This window comes from Lentzea pudingi, from assembly GCF_014646255.1.
Taxonomy (GTDB): Bacteria; Actinomycetota; Actinomycetes; order Mycobacteriales; family Pseudonocardiaceae; genus Lentzea; species Lentzea pudingi.
Genome location: NZ_BMNC01000028.1, coordinates 12,815 through 31,700, shown reverse-complemented (window position 1 = coordinate 31,700; position 18,886 = coordinate 12,815). Strand labels below are relative to the sequence as shown.

Here is an 18,886-nt window from a genome sequence, read left to right as displayed (position 1 = left end):
ATTCATGTGAGTCTTTCTCTTTTTCGTGCTGATCAGGTTGCAGCGTCAGATCCGGCGCAACGTGAACTGGTCGGATGTGCTGCCGGTGATCAGCACGTCGAGCCGGCCACTCAGCACGTAGGCTCCTGCAGGCGAAACCGCCACCGTGGTAGGCAGAGGATCCGGCCACTGAGCGACCGTCTTCGCCGTCTTCGCTGAGGTCCATCCGTCACGGGACCGCAGAACCTTCACGCTTCCAGCAGTGCTCCGGCCGAACTCGTTCGACACGACCAGAAGCGTCCCGTCCGGGCGCAGGGCGAGGCCGTCACCTCCGACCAGAGCCTGATCCAGCCGAACCTCATGAATTGCCTGGGGATCCTTCAACGGGATCCGCAGCAGAGAACCAGTCTCGTAACCGACCGCGAGCAGGTATCCGCCTGGGTGCCAGACGATCCCGTTCATCCCGTCCTCGGTCGGGCCCGCCAACCGAGGATCCTGGACCAGCACCGAGGCGCGGCCGTTCACGTCGACCTTGTAGATCTTGTCCGACGCCGTGTCCGTCACATACGCGTTGCCGGCCAGATCCAGTGCGAAGTCGTTCGCGATGTGGGGACCCGGACCGATCGCAAGGTCGACCAGATGCAGCGTCCGTCCGGTCTTCAGGTCAAAAATCCCCAGACCGGCCTGCGTCTGGATGGTCGACGGACTCGATCGAGTGCCGACCCCGTAGTCCGCGTAGGCCGCCAGCACCCGGTTGCGCGCGACGTCGACGTGCACGCCGACCGTGGACACGATCCGCGGCTCGTTCACCAGAGTGCTGGCCCGCCCATCGGCGCCAACGACGGATACCGTCCCGTGCCGGAGAGAACCGACCAGGAACGCCTTGCGGGACGGGTCCCAGCCGACCCCTTCCGGGTGCAGTGCGGCACCGGTTCCGTTGACCACATCAGACAATGCGCGATGCTGTGACGTAGAACTCGCCGAGGCCGGACCAGCGGCCGCGAAGCCCACTACTGATGCAGCAGTGAGGGCGAGAGTGACAACGATCCCGCCTAGATAGTTATGTGGCACGAACCTCTCCTAGGTCGACCCAAAGGAACGAAGAGAACCCTTGATGGCCAAAGAAACCACAAGGTCCACAACGGACGGAAAGACCAATCCGGTCATGTCCTATATCGCGGCGGTATAGGTGCCGGCTCGTCGTGCGAGGTACGCAGCGCGACACTGCGACCGCGGCTCGCCTGCTGGCGGCGCTGGCTCGTACGTCCACATGCGACTATTTGGTGCCTTGCTTGCGGTTGCCAGGACTATACGATGAGTCGCGTAGTTCCCGATCGTGGGAAACGCACCGGTTGACCGACATGGTGTCCTGCGCCGAGAACACCGGGACTCGAATCCTGCTAGTCGGCCTGAACGGACAGCTCGTCGCGCGGCTGGTGAGCAGCGCTGGGGCAATCGGGCCGCAGCTGACCGAGCTGGCCCTGGTGGGTGAGATGACCAACCACCTCGGCTACGACCGGCACAACCCGTCCGGCCGCGGGACTGGCAACTCGCGCGACGGCCCTCAGTCCAAGACCGTGCTCGCCGTTGTAGACCTGGTCGAGATCGACCTGCCTCGGGAACAGGACGCCAGCGTCGAACTCGAGGTCCTCGCCAAGCGCCAGAATCGCTTGGTCGGTGTGGACGAGATCCTGATCCCGTCAGCCGTCAGGGGTTTGACGACTGATGAGATCTTTGCGCGCATCACGGAGGCCGAAGTATCGTTCCAAGCCATCTCCACCATCACTGACAATGTGATCGAGAGCGTGGTCGAACGGCAGAACTGGTCTGGCCCCCGGTGTCGCCGGTGATCTTCAGCGACGTCGCCCCACGTCAAGATCCGCGATTAGCAGGTGGTCAACCTGCTGATCTACGTCACGCTCGCGGTCATGTGTGACGGGCGTCGCGTCATTCTCGGGTTGTGAGCCGGCGACGACTGGGGAGGGCGGGAAGTACCAGCTGCATGTTGTCGTCGAGTCTCTGATCAGGACCTGGTATCGAGCCGCGGTACGCGGCGACAGTCCTCAGCGAGCCTGCACGCGTGCACCAGGTATTGGGCCGCTATGGTCCAATACCTTGAAACGCACTTCGTCCTGAGTCACCGCCCACGTGTGCATTGGCAGCTCTAGTCCGAACGTTGTGATCGAAGTGACCCGACGGTGGGCCCGACATGATCGAGGAACAACAGGAGCACGCGCTCGAACGGGTTCTACGACAACTCCAGCGTGCGGGCCACAGGGCAGGGCTGAGCATGTCGATCGCCGCCGCGCACGGCGAGAACGCCACGGTGATCTCCAAGCGTCGGAGCCCGAGCTGCTCGGGGAAGTGCCACAAGTGGCTTTGCAGAAACAGTTGGCAGAGATGGGGAACAGCGCGGTTGCGCGGTCGCTGATCGCCCATGCCGTTGTAGACAGGTTGAGCGTGTGGGAGACGCCTCGGGCGGGTGTCGGATGCCGTCGTATTTGCAGCAGGAGGTGCGCACGACCTTGTTGACGAGACTTGGGATCTGGCCCACTTTGGCGATCGGGCGTGTCGTGAGGTTGCCGTGTCTGGTGCGAGGCTGGCGCTGCTGAGCATTTGTCGTTTGATCGCCTTGGTGTGGTTGATGCGGCTTTTGGCGAGCTGGAGTTCTACGGGGTGGCGAACTCGGCGTGCGTCCTTGGGGATCGGGCCAATGGCCGAGTGATCCGGGCGTGTCACGCGAACCGCGTGAGTCATTGGCGCGAAGATCGACGCGCCGGATTGGCGGTCGCCGGGGACATCGAGTGGCTCAGGACAGATAGCCTCGTCGAGGTGACGAACGCGATCGAGCGGTTGCGGGCAGAGGTGTCGCGCGCCGATTATGCGTCGATGGCCCGCTTGGCACGGGCGTTGCACGACGAGGGTCTGAACCCACGTGAGGTCCTGCGCCAGTGCTACAGGGTTGAGTTCCCAGAGGAGTTCTTCGTGATCGCTGAGGCCGGGCCATTCACGCTGGACCTGCGGGTGGACTTCAGCAATCAACCTTGGGAGCTGGCTGTACCCCTCGATCGAGGTGGACCGGCGGTTTCACCCGACTCGCTGCACGAGATCGAGCAGCGGATCTACGTTCGCGATCCCGACCTGGTGCCACTCGCGCGTCTCGTCAACACCGACGCCAGGCATGGCGACTCAGTCCTCTGCTACCGCCTGGATGAGCTCGGGGCCGGCCGCGCAACGGTCTTCAGCATCTGGCGTGAGGTCGAACCCGTTAGCGAGATCGAGCACACCGTCCCCAGTGACACGTGACCTCCAGCGACAGGCTCAACGCCGACCGATCCCGATGTGCTTACCGCTCCAAGAGGCCACGATCCGGCGAGATACGAGCATTTTTGCTCTCCCTGCTCGATACTGATCACCAGGTCGCCGCCAAGATCATCAATCTTGGCCAGGCAACGCGACAGTGAGCCGGGGTGAGTGGGTTGGCGAACCCATAGCTGGTGAGCGGGCTACCCTCGCGCCGCACAATCGACAGAACGCATGCGCTGGCATCCACAAGCGGGTAGGCAGACGACTTCCAGCAGTCGGGCGGTCTCACTGACTGCTGGGCCGGTCGAGCCAGAGGACGGCGTGCCGGCGCTGGTGATGTCTTGAGCGGACGAGCAGGCCTGTTCGAGGGGTTTCGTTCGGCCAGGGTGCGAAATGGCAGTGTGACCAGGTCGGCGCAGTGGGTCAGCTCGTAGTTGAGCTCCTCGCCAACCGCCACGAAGCGGCGCAGTTCACGAACATCGAGATCATTCATACCCGCGCTGTATAACACGTGACCGTTTCGGTCTTTCCGTCCTCGATGCCCCTGATGGTCGACTGTGGACCACACGGTGATCGTGTGCGTTCACCAGCTTCGATGATCTAGGAGCGCATACATGCGTTCGAGGTACTCGATTGGCAAGATGGCGACGCTCGCCGTGATCATGACCGCTGGCGCTGTCTTGGCTTCCGCCGGCGGATCGGCGAGTCAGCAATGGCGCAGCGTTTCCGGGCGGGTGCCCTGTCCGATGTGGTCAATGGCAGCGCGGCATCGCTACCTCGGGAGGGGATTGCCTGGGGGCCGACGCGGAAGTCACGCCTGGCCGATTTTCTGCGGCTCGGCACGGTGTCGGTCGTCGGCACCGACGGACGGACCCAGACGCTGGCGAGCGAGCCGAGAATCGTGCCAGCGACAGGCGTGCACGTCGACGTTGAGCGGAACCGGATGCTCGCGGCGCGTGCACACCACGGCGTCGGCACACGGTCCACTGGTGACGCCGTTCATCCAGTCCGGGCTCAGGATCTTCGACCTGAAGGCCGGCCGAACCCTGTGCTCGGCCGGCCTCGCTGTAGTGCCGGATCTGCACGTGGCGGACGACTTCGCGCTCCGCTCCGCGGGCAACGCCCACGTCACGGACACAACAGCGGAGAAGATCTTTGAGGTCGGCGTGCACGGCCGAAAATCGGTGCTGGCCCAGGACGCCCGCTTCGCTGCTCTGACCAGTGACGGACTGAAAGACATCGTCTGGTACCCCGATGGTCACCTGTTCGCCGTCCGCTATGACATCGGCTCGCTCGTCGTCGTACCGAACGCGCTGAGCCAGAGCATCAAGGGAACGCTCCGCGAGTTTGAAGCGCACGATGGGTAGGCCTCGGCCTGTATGACTCCGAACGTCTCGCCGTCGGAGGACTCGGGTTCGTCCACCTTCGCTGACAACCCGAACGACAACTCGATGATGAGCGGTCGCATCGACGCGGTGATCAGTGGCGCGATCACCGGCGAGCTCGCCCTGCGCCGCTTCTGACCAGCCAGGGGTAGTGCCACCGCCATGGACACACCAACTTTCTGGAAAACCATGATCCGCAGTTCCCCAACGGGTACCCGCCGATCAGCGATCCGGCCCATCGATGCCGGATTCGTGGTGGCGACCATGGGCGTTGACTCACTCGTGCTGCTGGTTCGGGCCGGACTTAGCTGCGGCAGCGCTGATCACTTCCTGATCGGGCAGCGGGTCGAGTAGGCGAGCGATGTCTGAGGCGTGGGCCCAGGGAGGCGTGCTGCGAGAGATCCTTGTCGCGTTTGTCGTCTTGGGCACCATCAACGTGACCGCGTGCAGCGTCTCTGACGAAGGCGCCGCAGCTGGACATGGTTGTCGTCGTCCGGCGCGCTGGCGCCGACGGGTCTCAACAGGACGCCAACGAGCGCGGCGACCGCGGTCAGGTGTCCTTCGGCAATCGTACGATCCACCGCAACTTCTCGGATCAGGAGCGGACGGGCGGCGATGCTGTCCACGACCTCGGCCTCCCGACCAGAACTCTCGCTCTGGGCGAGACGGTGCTGCCGCTTCGAGGAGACCGCAGAGCTGGTGTTCGTGCAGGTCGAAGTGGGGTCCGGTCTCGCGCGGCCGTACCTGCGACAGGGTCAGCGCGGGCAAAGCGGCGGTGTACAGCGTGCGCGGTGACTCTGTCGAGTTCATCGGTCTGGGTGCCTTCGGCGCGACAGGCAGTAAGGGTTGGCTCCGCACCACGCGGCGTTGGGCATCGGTGACCATGAGGCCGACCGTCCATGATGATGATCCGGATGAGCGTCGAGCCACCTCCCGACGTCTCGTTGCTGAACGACACCGAAGTAGGCCTCGCCGCGATGACCGAGGACGTGCTCCTGACCCGGTCGCTGTGCAATCCGTCCGGCGTGGGTGCTCGGGTCTTCGGTCTGGCACTCGACGCCGAGCGGCACGTGAGAACCTCGACGAGTCCAACGCGGAATGATGGCCCTCAAAATCACTAACTACGGGGCGCGATGTTCCAGAAGCGACTACAGTCATATCTGTCAAGGACAGGCAGCTTGACGCAAGAGAAGCTTCGATGCACTATGGATCTGTTGGAGTCGAAAGTGCATCCCTGCTCGGAGGCGAGCTGGACTGTTGGTGTGAATTCAAGTGCTGGCTTCGTGTTCCGATAGTCCCTTGTGGTCGTCCTAATCGGATTCACCAAGCGCCAACATGATAGCCACCACTCGCCTCCAAGATCAAGTTGGCGGCAGGTCGTGTCCCCTAGGGGTCACACTGGTAGGCGCGGACAGTGACCTTGGGGCGGTGTGCTCGTGGCGACTGATATCCAGTTCCAGATCCTTGGGCCGCTGGAGGTCAGCCACGGCGGCCGGCCGATCCGGATTGCCTCGGGGAAGCAGCGTGTGGTTCTGGCACTGCTTCTGCTCCGCCGGAACCGCACGGTGTCCATCGACGAGTTGGTCGACAAGTTGTGGGGGTGGACGCCGCCCGCGGACGCCAAGGGGGTTGTGCAGAAGTACGTCCACCGCCTTCGGCATCTCCTGCCCGATGGGGTCATCCGCACGGAGCCAGGTGGATATCGGATCGATGTGTCGAAAAATTGGTTCGACCTCGACGGTTTCATCGAACTGGTGGAGCGCTCGAAGCGATCCGCGGAGGCGGACGATGCCGAGGCCGAGGCCACACTGCTGCGGGCCGCTCTCGGTTTGTGGCGTAGTCGGCTACCGCTGGCCGATGTGCCTTCGGAGCCGTTGCACCGCAATGAGATTCCTCAGCTGGTGGAGCAGTACCTCCAAACTCTCGAGCGCCGTATCGAGGTCGACCTGAGTCTGGGCAGGCACGGCGAGGTGGTCGGTGAGTTGATGGGCCTCGTCCACGACCACCCGCTGCGGGAGCGATTCTGGACGCTGTCGATGCGAGCACTGCACGGTGCAGGACGCCAAGGTGAGGCGCTAGTCGCCTATCGCAAGGTCGTGCGCCTTCTCGCGGACGAACTCGGGGTTGGCCCCGGAGCAGAACTCAGTGCTGCCTATCAGCAGATCCTGCAGTCGGGGGCGGACGGGGAGGCTGAATCGGCAATCGGACCGGAGGGTCTCGCCGGCGCCGACACCAAGCCGCGGCAACTACCGACGGCAGGCACCGGGTTCGTCGGACGGCGCCGCGAGCTGGTGGGGATAATGCGTGCGATGGTCGATGTCGAGGCCTCAGTACCCCTGGTCGTGGTCTCCGGGGTTGCGGGTGTCGGCAAGACGACCTTGGCGGTGCACGCTGCCCACGCGGTCGCCGGTTCCTTCGACGAAGGTCACCTCTACGCCGACCTCCGCGGGTATGCCCAGGCTGCACCGCTGACGACCGAACAGGTGCTCGGGCACTTCCTGCGCGCGTTGGGAGTCGAGTCCGACGCGATTCCGCTGAACCTGACCGATCTCGTCGCGGTATACCGGTCCCGGCTTTCCGGCCGGAAGGTGCTGATCTTGCTGGACAACGTGAGCGACGAAACTCAGGTCCGCGCACTGCTGCCGGGTTCAGCCGGCAGCGCCGTGATCGTCACGAGCCGAAACGAGCTAGCTGGGCTGGTTGTTTCACCGGGCGCCCAGCGGTTCACGCTCGACGCGCTCGACACTGGCGAGGGACGCGAGTTGCTGGCGAAGGTCATCGGGGAAGCCAGGGTCGCCCGGGAGGAGCAAGCGGTCGTCTCACTCGTCGGCCTGTGCGGCGGTCTTGCGCTCGCGTTGCGGGTCGCGGGCGCGCATCTGGTGCTGCGTCCAGATCTCAAGATCGAAGACTACCTCGATCAATTGCGTGATCAGAAAACCGTACTCGCGCTGAGAGTGGCAGGCGACGATCAGACCAGCCTGAGCGCCGCATTCGACTGGTCCTACCAGTGGTTGACCGTCGAGCAGAGGCAGATGCTCAGACTCCTCAGTCTGGTCGCCGGCCCCAGCTTCAGCGCTCAGGCCACCGCGGCGCTCTGCGCGATCGACGTGCACGCCGCAGCCGTTCGACTGGAGCAGATGGCTGCGTCCAGCCTGGTCATGCGCACATCCGCGCACAGATACCATCTCCACGATCTCATCCGCAATTACGCGCTCATCCGGTGCAGTGAGGAGGAGCCGGAAGCTGACCGGAACGACGCTCGGCTGCGATTGCTCGATCACTACATCGCGGTCGCGGATGCGGCGACAGGTCCCCTGGTCTCGCTGAGCAGGCTCTCCCGACCGCTTTCTGTCACCGCGGTCGTGGTCGATCGGGCGACTGTGTTCGACATGGACAGCGACCGGGCATCGATGGTCGCCGCCGTGATCAACGCCTCGGAGCGAGGAATGCACGAATCGGCCTACCACCTGGCGGATGCGCTGCGCGGGTACTTCACGCTGCGCGGGCACACGGCCGACTGGCTCGCCTGCGTCAACGCCGGCCTGCCGGCGGCGCAGGCGGCAGGTGACCACGAGGCCATTGCTGCGATGCTGAACAGCCGAGGCGTGCTTTCCTACTACGCGGGTGACACGGACGCGGCCATCGAGGACATGACAGCCGCACTCAAGGTGTATGAGCGGATCGGCTCGCCATCGGCGAACGCGGCCCGGATCAACCTGGGCGTCACCGCTCAAGTCAGCGGGGACCTCGAGGCGTCCGTTCAGTATCTGCGTGACGCGGTGGAGGGATACGCGGCACAGGGTGAACTCGGTCTGGAACGGCGGGCTCGGCAGAACCTCGTCCTCGCCCAGCTCGGGCTCGGCGAGCTGGAACAGGCCGCGAATGAATGCGCCATGCTCCGCGCGACCTCGGAGGAGCCTGCTGACCTGCTCTCCCTCGGGGTGACCGCGGTGATAGCCAAGCACGTCGGAAACCTGAGCGACGCCGCCAGGATGTTGACCGAAGCCGTCGCCGAGGCTGAGGCGCAGGGGGATTACCGCACCGAGATCGGCCTGCGTGACGAGCTCGCGTCCTGCCAGTTGGAGCGGGGCAACGACGAGGAGGGTGCACGGCTCGCAGTGGCCAACCTGGCCAAGGCCGAGCAGCATGACAGCCGGAATGTGGCCAACGCGAAAGTGACCCTCGCCGAGGTCCTCCGCCGCTCCGGTCATCTGGACGGAGCCCGTACGCACTACGAGGAGGCATTCCGGGTCGCTTGCGACTCGGCTACTCGCCACCTGGAATGCGACGCGCTTGTCGGCCTTGCGGCTGTGGCCCTGGACGCCGGTGACGTCCGAACCGCGACCGTGCACGCAGCGGAGGCCGTTGCCCGAGCAGAGGAGCCGGTGCGGCGGCTGTCGCTGATCCGGGCGCTTGTGACACTTGCCCGCTGTCTGCGGGCTGGGGGAGAGCTGGGGCAGGCCAAGGTTGTGGTTCTGCGGGCGCTCGGCATCGCCCGTGACTGCAAGTACGTTCTCGGCCAAGGACAGGCCTTGGAGGAACTCGCCCGAGTGGACTACGCAGCCGGGGAAACAGAGACCGCCGAGCGTGAACTCTGGGAAGCCAGGTTCTTGTACGCTCAAATCGGGTCTCGCAGGGTGTCCGAGGTCACGGAGGGCATGCTGGTGGCCGCTCACCCGATCAACACTCCGCCGTCGGACGGGGGCATCTCACCCTGACTGCTCTTGTCGAGATGTCCATCAAACGGGTCGAGACCTGCGGGTCTACCTGTCGAGGCACCGGAATAGCGAGGTGCGGATTTCCGGTTCGTTCTGCGGAGAGCCAGCACCGCACTGGACGCAAGCGTCCTGAGACAGGGTGACTCGTCAGCAAGGCCGGGTTGCAGGAAGCCTGTGGAACTCCGTTGCTGCTCCTTCGGCCAAGACTTTCCTCTGGCGACATTCAAGCACCGTTTCCACGCGGCAGTCGATGCCATAATGTCGTGTGACGTCGTGCGTTGGACCACGGTACGACGGAGCCTATTGGAGAAAGTGCTGAACCAGCCGACCGAACCTGTCCACTGTCGAACGGAGAGCATCGAGCGCGCCGAGGAGAATCAGCGCCCGGTGCAGAACGTGTTCGCCCAGCTCACCGTCGACGCCCCGGGCTGCTTCGGTCCGCTGTCCGGTCGACCAACCCGGCCAGTGATTCGCCGTGTGTCCTCGCTCCCCACCCGAGATCGGGCTGCCGAGCCAGACGACCGCGCACCGCCTGCTGGTCCCGGCAAGTCTTTCCAGGGCGTCCTGACCTGGTGGTGATGGCCCGCTCGGCATCACCGGTACTTGTCCATCTCGTGCTTGAGACCGTGTCCAGGGCAGAAGCAACTCGACCCCAGCACCCTGGGCGGGCGTCGGCAAGGCGCACCAGAAGAGTCGCACGATGCGCCAGCGGCGATGCCTCTCCTCGGTTCGGCGATTCATACCGGACGCAGGGTGTGCGGCCACGCCTCAAGTCCGTAGTTGGTCGAACTGGGCTCGGTGGCCTTGTGGCAAACGGACACCGCCGCGGCCGTGAGACCCAATCAGGCGATACCGGGCCACCGTTCCACCGGAAGTTCGGGTGCAGTGAGCAGGTCGTCGATCAGGATGGGGGCTCGGCGTACGCGGACGCCGGTGGCGTGGTGGACGGCGTTCGCGATGGCCGCTGGCATGCCGACGATGCCCATCTCGCCCACGCCACCCTTGGCGCCCAACGGGTTCACCTTGTCGTCGCGCTCATCGACGGTTTCGACGACCACCTCGGCGATGTCCGCGTTCGTGGCGATGTGGTAGCCGGCCAGGTCGGTGTTGACGAATCTGGCTCGACCGCGGTCCATGACAGTCTTCTCCAGCAGGGCATGGCCCGCCCCCCAGATCATCCCGCCCATCAGCAGACTGCGAGTCAGCCGCGGGTTGATCACCTTGCCTACTGCGAAGACCCCGACCATGCGCCCGAGCCGGATGCGGCGGGTGAGCGGGTCTACCCGGACCTCCGCGAAGTTGGCGCCATAACTGAACGACACGTGTTCCGGGCCGATCGGGCCCGTGAAGTTCATGGCGTGTTTGTCGATGGTCGCCTTCGCCAGCTCCGTGGGCAGGTTCGGTGGCAGGTAGCGCTCCTCGACGACGAGCACGCCGCCTGGCAGCCGTTCGACGATCTGCCCACCGGCGCCTGCCGGCCGTCCGGCGCCCGCACGATCCCGTCCTCGACCGCGATGCCCGCCACGGCATCCGTCGGCATGCCGAAGTGGTCGGCCGCCGCGGCGACCAGCCGCTCTCGCGCAACGAGCCCGGTCATGTGCACCGCCGACCCGATGCTGGCCGTCGTCGACGAGCCGGCCACCGCCAGCCCGCGCGGCAGATCGCTGTCCCCGAGCGACACCCGCACGTCCGTCACGCGCAGGCCGATCGCGTCGGCGCCGATCTGCGCGAGCGTGGTGTACGTGCCGGTGCCGATCTTGTGGGCTGCCACCTCCAGATGCGCCCGGCCATCCGCCGCGACGGTCATCCGGCAGTCGCAGACGCTGCCCTCGAACACCGGATAGCTCGCCGTCGCACATCCCCAGCCGAGCAGCTCGCCGTCGGGTTCCCGCATGGACCCCGGCCGGTGGTCGCGGCGGTCCCAGCCGAAGAGCTCGGCGCCTCGCCGGTAGCACTCGACGAGCGACCTGCTGCTGCAGGGGAGTCCCTGGACGGGTTCCCGGTCCGGCTCGTTGCGCAGGCGCAGCGCCTACTGGGTCCATGTCCAGCGCGATGGCGAGTTCGTCGAGCGCACTCTTGAGAGCGAACTGCTCGGGGGTACTCCAACGGACCACGCATGAAGCCTGGACTGTTCACGTCCACCGGCACCGAGCTCTCCTGGGTCAGGATGCTGGGGTAGGCGTACATCCGGCTCGTGTTGTCGGTGCCCGGCAGCACGAGGAGATCACTCCTGGACGACTGCGTCACGATCTCGTGCTGGTAGGCGTCAGCCGGCCATCCCGGTGCGCGCCGAGTCTGACCACCTGCCGGGACTGCGGGCGGAACGAGCCGACGGTGAACATCTGCCGGCGCGTGACGAACAGCTTGACCGACGCCTGCAGGCGTCGGGCCGCCTCGGCGGCGAACACGGTGTGCTACAGGGTCGACGCCTTGCCGCCGAACCCGCCACCGACGTACGGGCAGATGACCCGGACGTTTTCTTCGGCGAGGCCGAGCACCGTGGCCAGGGCGTAGCGTTCGCCCGAGACCCACTGGGTGGGCACCCGGACCTCCAGCGCGCCGCCGCGCCAGCTCGCCGTGACGTTGTACAGCCCGATCGGGTTGTGGTGATTGACCGAAGTGCCGTACTCCTGCTCGATCACGACCTCGGACCCGCGCAGCTCGCTGGGGTGGGCCGCCTGCCTCGACGCCGAACAGCACCGTGGTCTCCGGGCCACCTCGCTCGACGTTCCAACGAGATCACCGCCGCCGACCGGGGTTTGTAGCCCACCTGGACCAGGTGGGCGGCCTCTTCGGCGGCCGGTATGGTGTCCGCGACCGTGAGGGCGACGATCTGTCCGGCGTACCGGATCTCGTCAGAGCCCAGTGGGTTGAAGCTCGACTGGAACTGCCCGCCGACGAACGGAACCATGAACTGCCCGTAGCCGACACCGGTACCCAGGTTCTGGTGTGTGTGAGGACGAGCCGCACGCCGGGCACCTGCTCGGCCGCGCGTACATCGATGCTGGTGATGCTGCCGACGGAGATCGTGCTCGTCGTCAGCGTGGCGTGCAGCACGCCGGACTCGACGTGATCCGCCGCGTACGCCGCGGCGCCGGTCACCTTGGCGACCGCGTCGGCGCGGACGACCGACGTCCCGAGTGCTCCGCTCATCGAGATTCCCCTCTGCTGTGAGCGAGCAGGCAGGCCCGCTCGACGACCCGTGGTTCTAGGGCGGTCTTCACGGCGTTGTCCCGGCGTGGCACGGCCGTCGCGAAGGCGGCCTGTCCCGCGGCGCGGGTGGACTCCGGAGTCAACGGTCGGCCGACCAGCTCGGCCTCCGCCACCGGACTGCGCCACGGGCGGGTCGCCACGCCGCCGAGGCCGACCCGCGCGGCGGTCACCACGCCGCCCTCGATCTCCAGCACCACCGCAGTGGACGCGACGGCGAACGCGTAGCTGGCGCGGTCGCGCACCTTGACGTAGGCCGATCTTCGACCCGTCGGCGAGGCCGGCACCGTCACGGCCGTGATCTCGCCCGGCTGCAGGTTCGTCTCTCGGTCCGGGCGGTCGGCCACATCCCGGTGCAGGTCGGCGAAGCGCAGGGTTCTGGGGCCGGTAGCGGATGCCAGCTCTCCCTGAGCGTCGAATGCGATGAGTGCTACGCCCAGGTCGCCTGGGTAGACTGCGGCGCACGACTCAGAACCGCCGAGCACCGCGTGGTCGCGGTTGACCCCGTCGATGGCGCTGCAGCCGGATCCCGGGGCGCGCTTGTTGCACGCGGACGTGCCGTCCCGGTAGTAGGGGCAGCGGGTCCGCTGGAGCACGTTGCCACCGATGGTGGCCGTGTTCCGCAGCTGCTGGGAGGCGGCCAGCCGCAGGCTCTCGGCCAGCGCCGGGTAGTCGGCGCGCAGCGCCGGGTCCTCCGCGACGTCAGCCATCTTGGCCAGCGCGCCGAATCTCAGTGTCGGCCCGGACGTGTCGAAGTGGTCGACATCGGCCACCCGGCCGATGTCGACGACGTGGCTCGGGGCCAGGATGTCGTCCCGCATTAGGTCGATCAGCGTGGTGCCCCGGCGAGCGGCATCGTGCCGTCGCGGGCGACTGCACACACCGCCTCGGCGAGCGTCGTGACCCTGGTGTAGGTGAACGGCCGCATTGGTTAGGTCCTTTCGGCGACGGAGCGGATGGCGCGGACGATGTTCGGATAGGCGGCACAGCGGCAGAGGTTGCCGCTCATGTACTCCCGGACGTCGTCGTCCGACCCGGCGTGCCCTCGCGGATGCACGCTTCGGCCGACATGAGCTGGCCCGGCGTGCAGAAGCCGCACTGGAGCGCGTCCTCGTCCACAAAAGCCTGCTGCAACGAATGCAGACCGCCGTCCGGGGCGGCCATGCCCTCGATCGTGCGGACCGAGCGGCCGTCGGCGCTCGCCGCCAGCGTCAGGCACGGCAGCACCCGGCGACCGTCGACCTGCACGGTGCACGCTCCGCACGTGTTGTGGTTGCACCCGACCTTCGTGCCGGTGCGGCCCAGCTCGTCCCGGAGCAGGTCGAGCAGCGTCATGCGCGGGTCGACGGTCGCGTCCTGTTCCTCCCCATTCACGCTCAGCCGGACGGACACCGTGCGGCTGACATTCGGTTCGCGCGCAAGCTCGTTCATCAGGTCCGCACCGGGCTCTCGACCACGTTGATGACACCGGCCAGGCACGCGGCGCTCACGGTTTCCTTAATCCCCATGCCGTGAATGCTCGTTCTGGTACTGACGCGGCAACAAGTACCTACTACTTTGTCCGGTACCCACTTTCTGTTAAGGATCCTGGATGAAGCCACGACTGGGCCCGGCGGCCACTCGCTCGTCGATCAACGCTTGGACGGGGAGCATCAGGTTGGGCCGGATGCCCTGGTCCTGGCTGTAGCGCTCTGACATGGCCACCATCGTGTGGACCGGGGCTTCAGGCCGCTTCAGATCGACTTCGTGTCCATCGTCGGGGTGCTGCGCTAGGTGCATTGGCCGGGCGAGGTTGGTCATGTGACGACGCGTTTCGCGGTGTTGTGGCTGACGGCGAACCGTTGGGTGTAGCGGTTTCCGCCGTCCGGCGAAGTTGGCGTGGCCGGACGCTCAAGCCAGCCGCTCTCGCCCGCGTGGCTGGTGTCGCCTGGCCGGCTGTGCATCAATTCTTGGTGGGTTGCCGGCTCAACCGGTTCCCGGTCCTGGACCGGTGCTCCGGCGAGAGGGTCCGCCCCGATGAGCACGTTGCGCCCGGCGCCCTGCTGCACGCTGATGTCACGATGCCGGGCAACATCACCGGCAGGGGCGGCTGACGCTTCGCCGGCCGGACCCCAGGGGCGACCGCACCAGATTCGCCACACCGGCAAGCCACGCACCGCCCACCGCAGCCCGACACCAGGCCACGGGCTCGCGCACGTCATGATCGACGATCACCGCCAGACCGCCTACACCTGTACCCCACGACGAACATACCGCCACCACGATCGCCGTCCCGCGCCGAGCCGCCGACTGACTCCTCGCCAGCGGCGTCAGACCAGCACCGAAAACCACACGTCCTGCGTTTCGGAGTCCTCGGTCTGCGCGAGATGTGGGCGGCGGACGAGCGGCCGGTCCGGGTTCCGGAGGTGAACGACCGAACCTTGATAGCCGCTCTCCCGATGTACCCGGCCGGCTGATGCGGGCGGACCTGCGGACGCGGATTAGCTGTGGAGTGTGCTCCTGGCCGATTCGACGTAGCGCTAGAGACCCGGGGTGTCCCAGCAGGCTCAGACCGGCCGTCCGAATCGGCTTCCTGAAGAACTGCAATTTGCATCTCTGGCTACTCTGCCGAGATCTTGTTTCTTCGCAGCCGAGGTGGCGGCGAACCCCTGCTGCTGTCCGGGACTGGGCCTGATTTCCTGGTAAGATATATGTGATCTTGCCGGAATTCATGTCACTGGGTCCCGCTGTGAGTGCACAGGCTACAAATAGGCTGAGGCGGGCTGTTAGTCCGGTCGCGCTGACCTTTTTGATCCAAACGTGCGCACCGAGGAATGCTGGTCGGGCAGATTCCGTCCCGCGTCAAGTTCGGCGAGGGCCTGACAACTTCTTGTTCCTCGCGTGAGGCCGGCGCGTCGAAGCCGGCGCAGCTTCACAGCTGAATCCGTGCTCCGCAGGTCGTTGCACCCCTGCGGAGCACGGATTCAGCCGCATTGAGTTACGGGCCTGTGAGAGGCAGAGGTCGACAGGACCGCATCCGGGTTCAAGATCCGTAAGCGCCAAGGTTGTCGATCACTCATCTCAGATCGACTGCGAATAAGGTTAGCTCTGATTTCGGGAGATTTCCACTCTTGCAAGGGGATTCGAGCTGGTAAGATTGTGTCCATCCGAGCTTCGAGCCATCGGTCCGAACAAATCGTTCGAGTGTTGGCAATGCTCGGTCGAACACCACTGAAGTTGTGGTTGCTCCGTTCTGATTGAGTGATCGCCAATCCACCCGAACGTCCAGCTGTCATCACCAAGAGAGCTGACTCTCCTGGAAGTCTGTCGTTGATCATCTTGACGCGGTAGACGTCGCTTTCGACCTGGCCTTAGGAAGACGCGGAGAGCCTTCCATGTCTGATCTCTTGCAAGTACCTGTCCTACGCTGGGGAACGAAGTGTTTTTGTCCGCAGTCCGCGACGTGCGTCCCCTCACACTGCTTGGCTACGGTGTCGCTGGCCCCATTCGCGCCAAGGTGGTCACGGAGCGCCGATCTCGGATTCGCTCGTGCCAATGATCAGACACCCACCAGGAGTCCAGGGACCGGGTTCCCTGAGCTAGGCAAACAGCTCTCGCGCGTCGCAAGGGCACTTGCCTGCTGACGCGCCCGAGAGCGAAGAACACAACGCGCAGGACCTGAGCACGGTTGAGAGTCTGCCGCAGCTAGTTGCCGACAAGGCTCTCCGCTTTCCGATTCAGCTGAACGTCCTGACTGCGTGCGGGTTTCCGATATCTGGTCTCAGGAACTTCAGCTGCGAGTGACACGGGCCATCCCGAACATGATCAGCACGGCTTGTCGTAGCGGTCGCGAGGCCTTCGTGGCACCCGATGAGAGCAGCCTCCATGGGCATCCGACCGTTTTCGATCTCTGCCGTTCTACAACCGGCGAAGGCCTGCTAGGACCCTGGACATGAATTCCAATGAACCCTTGTCCATATCAAAAGCGCTCGAGCCCGCGATCAGAAAACCGGAGGCGATCATATCGGCCAGGACCACGCGAACGGTTCCGATCGGCAATCTCATCTTCGCTGCCACGTCGACTGGGGAGAGCACAGAATCCCGGCAGAGTTTCCAGATGGCATACGATTGCGGATCGATCGGCATTCGCCAGCCAGCTTGCTCCACTGGTACCAGGGGCGTGGTGATTTCCAACTCCTGGCTGCCGTCGACACTGGTGCGGCCGCCTACGGCGACGTACGGGCGAACCATTCGACGCTCAAGAACACTATCTTTGCGAGCTTGATCACCACTTTGCTCCCTGGTCCTCGAATTGCTATTGCTACTGGCAACCATCACTCCTCGATTTCATTGCTACGCCTAGTCATGCGCAGTCGATCGCCTGGGATGCAGTGGACTTTTCAGACGGTTAGTAGTGCGAACACCGTAGTCGGCAATGCATTAAGTAGCCAGTAAGTGCGTCGAACACGCTGCCCTGTATTGAGTGTGCGACATCAGTCGATTGCCATCGTTTTTCACACTGGTGACGGCAGACGGTAGGCGTTCGCGCGCCAATTCCAAGCAGGGAAGGAGTGGTTTGAGGTCGTACGGTCGCAGGGCGACCGAATCTTCGATGGTGCGTCGTCGGCGCAAAGTGTCCTGTGCGCCCTCATAGAACGATTGGGCGCAACCCGGCCAGAACAGACTCTAGATTCACATGCCACAAGGAGGCGTGCACGCCGACAGCAAGTAGACAGCAGATGAATATTGCGCTGTGCAAGATCGAGTCATTCCTCCGCTGACTTTCGCTCCGTCCAGGTGAACGACGACGCGAGGCCGCTCGACTGAGTCCTGGCAGTGCGCCTGGCAGCCCTTCGAGCATCGCGAGCCAAGGTTTCAGGGAGCCTGCTCGTGTGAGGGTGGGTTCATCGACGCGGTGGATGAATCTCGCAACTTTCCCACGTCAGGTTACGCTGTATGTCGCTCCAGCTGAAGGCCAACGCTGCCTCTGCGAAACTCGCTGCGCTGTTCGAATTGCTCACCCGATCGAGGAGCGATGACGGCTGTGTTCGGTCGGTCAAGTCAGTCTCGCCACTGCAGCTCTGTCACGCGTATCAGCCTCGATCGGAACAGTGATCGCAGCAGACTCCCCACGGGGCGTCGGGAATCGGGATCTTCGATCGTTCGGGTGACTTCATCGTCGGCAGTGGCCGGTAGCCGGCAGGCTGGGCACGAAAGGCCCGCAACTCTTCAGCGATCATCGTTGCTTCCAGCTATCAAGGCCTGACTGTCGATCAGGTAGAACCTGATGCTGGGGGCGCGAGAGAGCTGTCAGCTGGCTGAACGTTCGATGAGGATGATTCAGAAGGCAGCGCGGCATCGCCGGACTCGGGCCTGGTCTTCCACCCGATTGCAGCAGGCGGGGGAAGGTTGTGACCACGGCCAAGCACGTCGTCGCCGGACTCTCCGCCAGTCAAGGGTCTGTTTCTGCCTGGCTGGCCGTTCGTCGCCCGGGCGGCTGCTCTGCTGCTGTCGAGCTCGGCGAGGCCTGTCCAGCCTGGCGGGGACGAGGTGCCAGTTCAACCTTTGACTAAGGCGCCCGGCTGCCACAAGCCCGACCGTGCTGGGCTGGAGCCTGGGCCGATTCGCTTCTGCTGAACTTCGTTTCAGCTGGCGGAGGTCCTGGTGGTCGAGGTCGAGATGTCGGATCGACTTGGTTCCCTGCAAAGTCGATCCGACATCCGCCTTCCCACGCTCGACAGTGTCGTAAGCACTGGAGCACGGAAGATTCCGCGTTCTCAACGCTATACCAACGTCAGTGAGCGTTTCACTGTTCGAGAAGAAACAAACAAGAATCAAACTTGCACGCTCGTGCGGTCCGGTAACTCCCTTGAAGCCCCTACTGCAGCAGCGGACCCAGCCGAAGACGACCAACGGCGGCTGAAACTGTGAACCGGCATTGAGATCTCTTTTCTGATCTTGTCCACGCCTGGGCCAGCCGAAGCGGCCGACAGGTATAACAAGTTGCTAAATTGTTACACGCGGCGATTTCGTCACGATGCCGCAACGGTGTCCCGCCAACCTGGGAAGCGTGGGGCCAGAGTCGCGACCCTCCCAAATCAACCCTCTGACTTGTGGACCTCATCAGCTGCGTGGGTACGGATCGCCGGGGGAGAGAGAGAAGAACTGGGTCACCGACGTCCATTCGAACTCGACGACACGGGACAAATGCTTCGCGCTGCAGCTCACCTACCGCGTCTGAGCTGCAGCGCTGAACATTTGCGACACGTGGTCGCGCGTGTGGTCCGGCTATCCGATCTCGGCAGACCT

Annotated in this window: 12 protein-coding genes and 2 pseudogenes; 5 read left to right on the top strand and 9 right to left on the bottom strand. The window is 64.7% G+C overall.

Going from position 1 to position 18,886, the window contains the following annotated elements; translation table 11 throughout:
* Positions 1-45 precede the first annotated feature (45 nt).
* Entirely contained in the window at positions 46-990 is a 945-nt protein-coding gene (locus tag IEY88_RS42230; protein ID WP_189160524.1) for a hypothetical protein, read from the bottom strand.
* 350 nt (positions 991-1,340) lie between these two features.
* Here IEY88_RS42230 and IEY88_RS42225 point away from each other — a divergent pair, with 350 nt between their 5' ends.
* The 5 genes from IEY88_RS42225 to IEY88_RS42205 all read left to right on the top strand — a co-directional run bounded on the left by IEY88_RS42225 (position 1,341) and on the right by IEY88_RS42205 (position 9,388).
* The gene (locus IEY88_RS42225; RefSeq protein WP_229694283.1) at positions 1,341-1,829 is read left to right on the top strand and encodes a transposase; all 489 of its coding nucleotides are present in this window, start codon (positions 1,341-1,343) and stop codon (positions 1,827-1,829) included.
* Positions 1,830-2,811: 982 nt separating this feature from the next.
* Positions 2,812-3,285: a hypothetical protein gene (locus IEY88_RS42220; protein ID WP_189160522.1), complete on the top strand. Its 474-nt coding sequence runs from the start codon at positions 2,812-2,814 to the stop codon at positions 3,283-3,285.
* 989 nt (positions 3,286-4,274) lie between these two features.
* Entirely contained in the window at positions 4,275-4,652 is a 378-nt protein-coding gene (locus IEY88_RS42215; protein ID WP_189160521.1) for a hypothetical protein, read from the top strand.
* Positions 4,653-4,664: 12 nt separating this feature from the next.
* The gene (locus IEY88_RS42210; protein WP_189160520.1) at positions 4,665-4,808 is read left to right on the top strand and encodes a hypothetical protein; all 144 of its coding nucleotides are present in this window, start codon (positions 4,665-4,667) and stop codon (positions 4,806-4,808) included.
* A 1,298-nt stretch (positions 4,809-6,106) separates the two neighbouring features.
* On the top strand, positions 6,107-9,388 hold the full coding sequence (locus IEY88_RS42205; RefSeq protein ID WP_189160519.1) for an AfsR/SARP family transcriptional regulator: 3,282 nt from the start codon (positions 6,107-6,109) through the stop codon (positions 9,386-9,388).
* A gap of 842 nt (positions 9,389-10,230) precedes the next feature.
* Here the strand turns inward: IEY88_RS42205 and IEY88_RS45205 are convergent.
* From IEY88_RS45205 to IEY88_RS42165, 8 genes and pseudogenes are all read right to left on the bottom strand, one after another.
* Positions 10,231-10,821, bottom strand: coding sequence for a molybdopterin cofactor-binding domain-containing protein (locus IEY88_RS45205; RefSeq protein ID WP_189160518.1), 591 nt, complete (start codon positions 10,819-10,821; stop codon positions 10,231-10,233).
* The gene (locus IEY88_RS45200; RefSeq protein WP_268241292.1) at positions 10,740-11,408 is read right to left on the bottom strand and encodes a molybdopterin cofactor-binding domain-containing protein; all 669 of its coding nucleotides are present in this window, start codon (positions 11,406-11,408) and stop codon (positions 10,740-10,742) included. Before IEY88_RS45200 ends, IEY88_RS45205 begins: the two co-directional genes overlap by 82 nt.
* Positions 11,409-11,631: 223 nt before the next feature.
* A pseudogene (locus tag IEY88_RS44760) lies at positions 11,632-12,105 on the bottom strand (molybdopterin cofactor-binding domain-containing protein).
* The gene (locus IEY88_RS45670) at positions 12,027-12,221 is read right to left on the bottom strand and encodes a hypothetical protein (protein ID WP_373294299.1); all 195 of its coding nucleotides are present in this window, start codon (positions 12,219-12,221) and stop codon (positions 12,027-12,029) included. Before IEY88_RS45670 ends, IEY88_RS44760 begins: the two are co-directional and overlap by 79 nt.
* Positions 12,128-12,541, bottom strand: a complete 414-nt coding sequence (locus IEY88_RS45665; RefSeq protein ID WP_189160515.1) for a hypothetical protein — start codon at positions 12,539-12,541, stop codon at positions 12,128-12,130. Before IEY88_RS45665 ends, IEY88_RS45670 begins: the two co-directional genes overlap by 94 nt.
* Positions 12,538-13,419 (bottom strand): FAD binding domain-containing protein, encoded by an 882-nt coding sequence (locus IEY88_RS42175; RefSeq protein WP_229694279.1) that lies wholly within the window; start codon positions 13,417-13,419, stop codon positions 12,538-12,540. Before IEY88_RS42175 ends, IEY88_RS45665 begins: the two co-directional genes overlap by 4 nt.
* Before the next feature lie 110 nt (positions 13,420-13,529).
* Positions 13,530-13,933, bottom strand: a pseudogene (locus tag IEY88_RS42170) ((2Fe-2S)-binding protein).
* Between the two features lie 2,562 nt (positions 13,934-16,495).
* Positions 16,496-16,828 carry a DUF742 domain-containing protein gene (locus tag IEY88_RS42165; protein WP_189160514.1) on the bottom strand — a complete coding sequence of 111 codons (333 nt, stop codon included), beginning with the start codon at positions 16,826-16,828 and terminating at the stop codon, positions 16,496-16,498.
* Positions 16,829-18,886 lie beyond the last annotated feature (2,058 nt).

Bases quoted from the DNA above. Each gene is read 5' to 3' on its own strand.
- IEY88_RS42175 (WP_229694279.1), bottom strand. From the start codon at position 13,419: ATGCGGGACGACATCCTGGCCCCGAGCCACGTCGTCGACATCGGCCGG.
- IEY88_RS42210 (WP_189160520.1), top strand. From the start codon at position 4,665: ATGACTCCGAACGTCTCGCCGTCGGAGGACTCGGGTTCGTCCACCTTC.
- IEY88_RS42225 (WP_229694283.1), top strand. From the start codon at position 1,341: ATGGTGTCCTGCGCCGAGAACACCGGGACTCGAATCCTGCTAGTCGGC.
- IEY88_RS45665 (WP_189160515.1), bottom strand. From the start codon at position 12,541: ATGAGCGGAGCACTCGGGACGTCGGTCGTCCGCGCCGACGCGGTCGCC.
- IEY88_RS42165 (WP_189160514.1), bottom strand. From the start codon at position 16,828: ATGGTTCGCCCGTACGTCGCCGTAGGCGGCCGCACCAGTGTCGACGGC.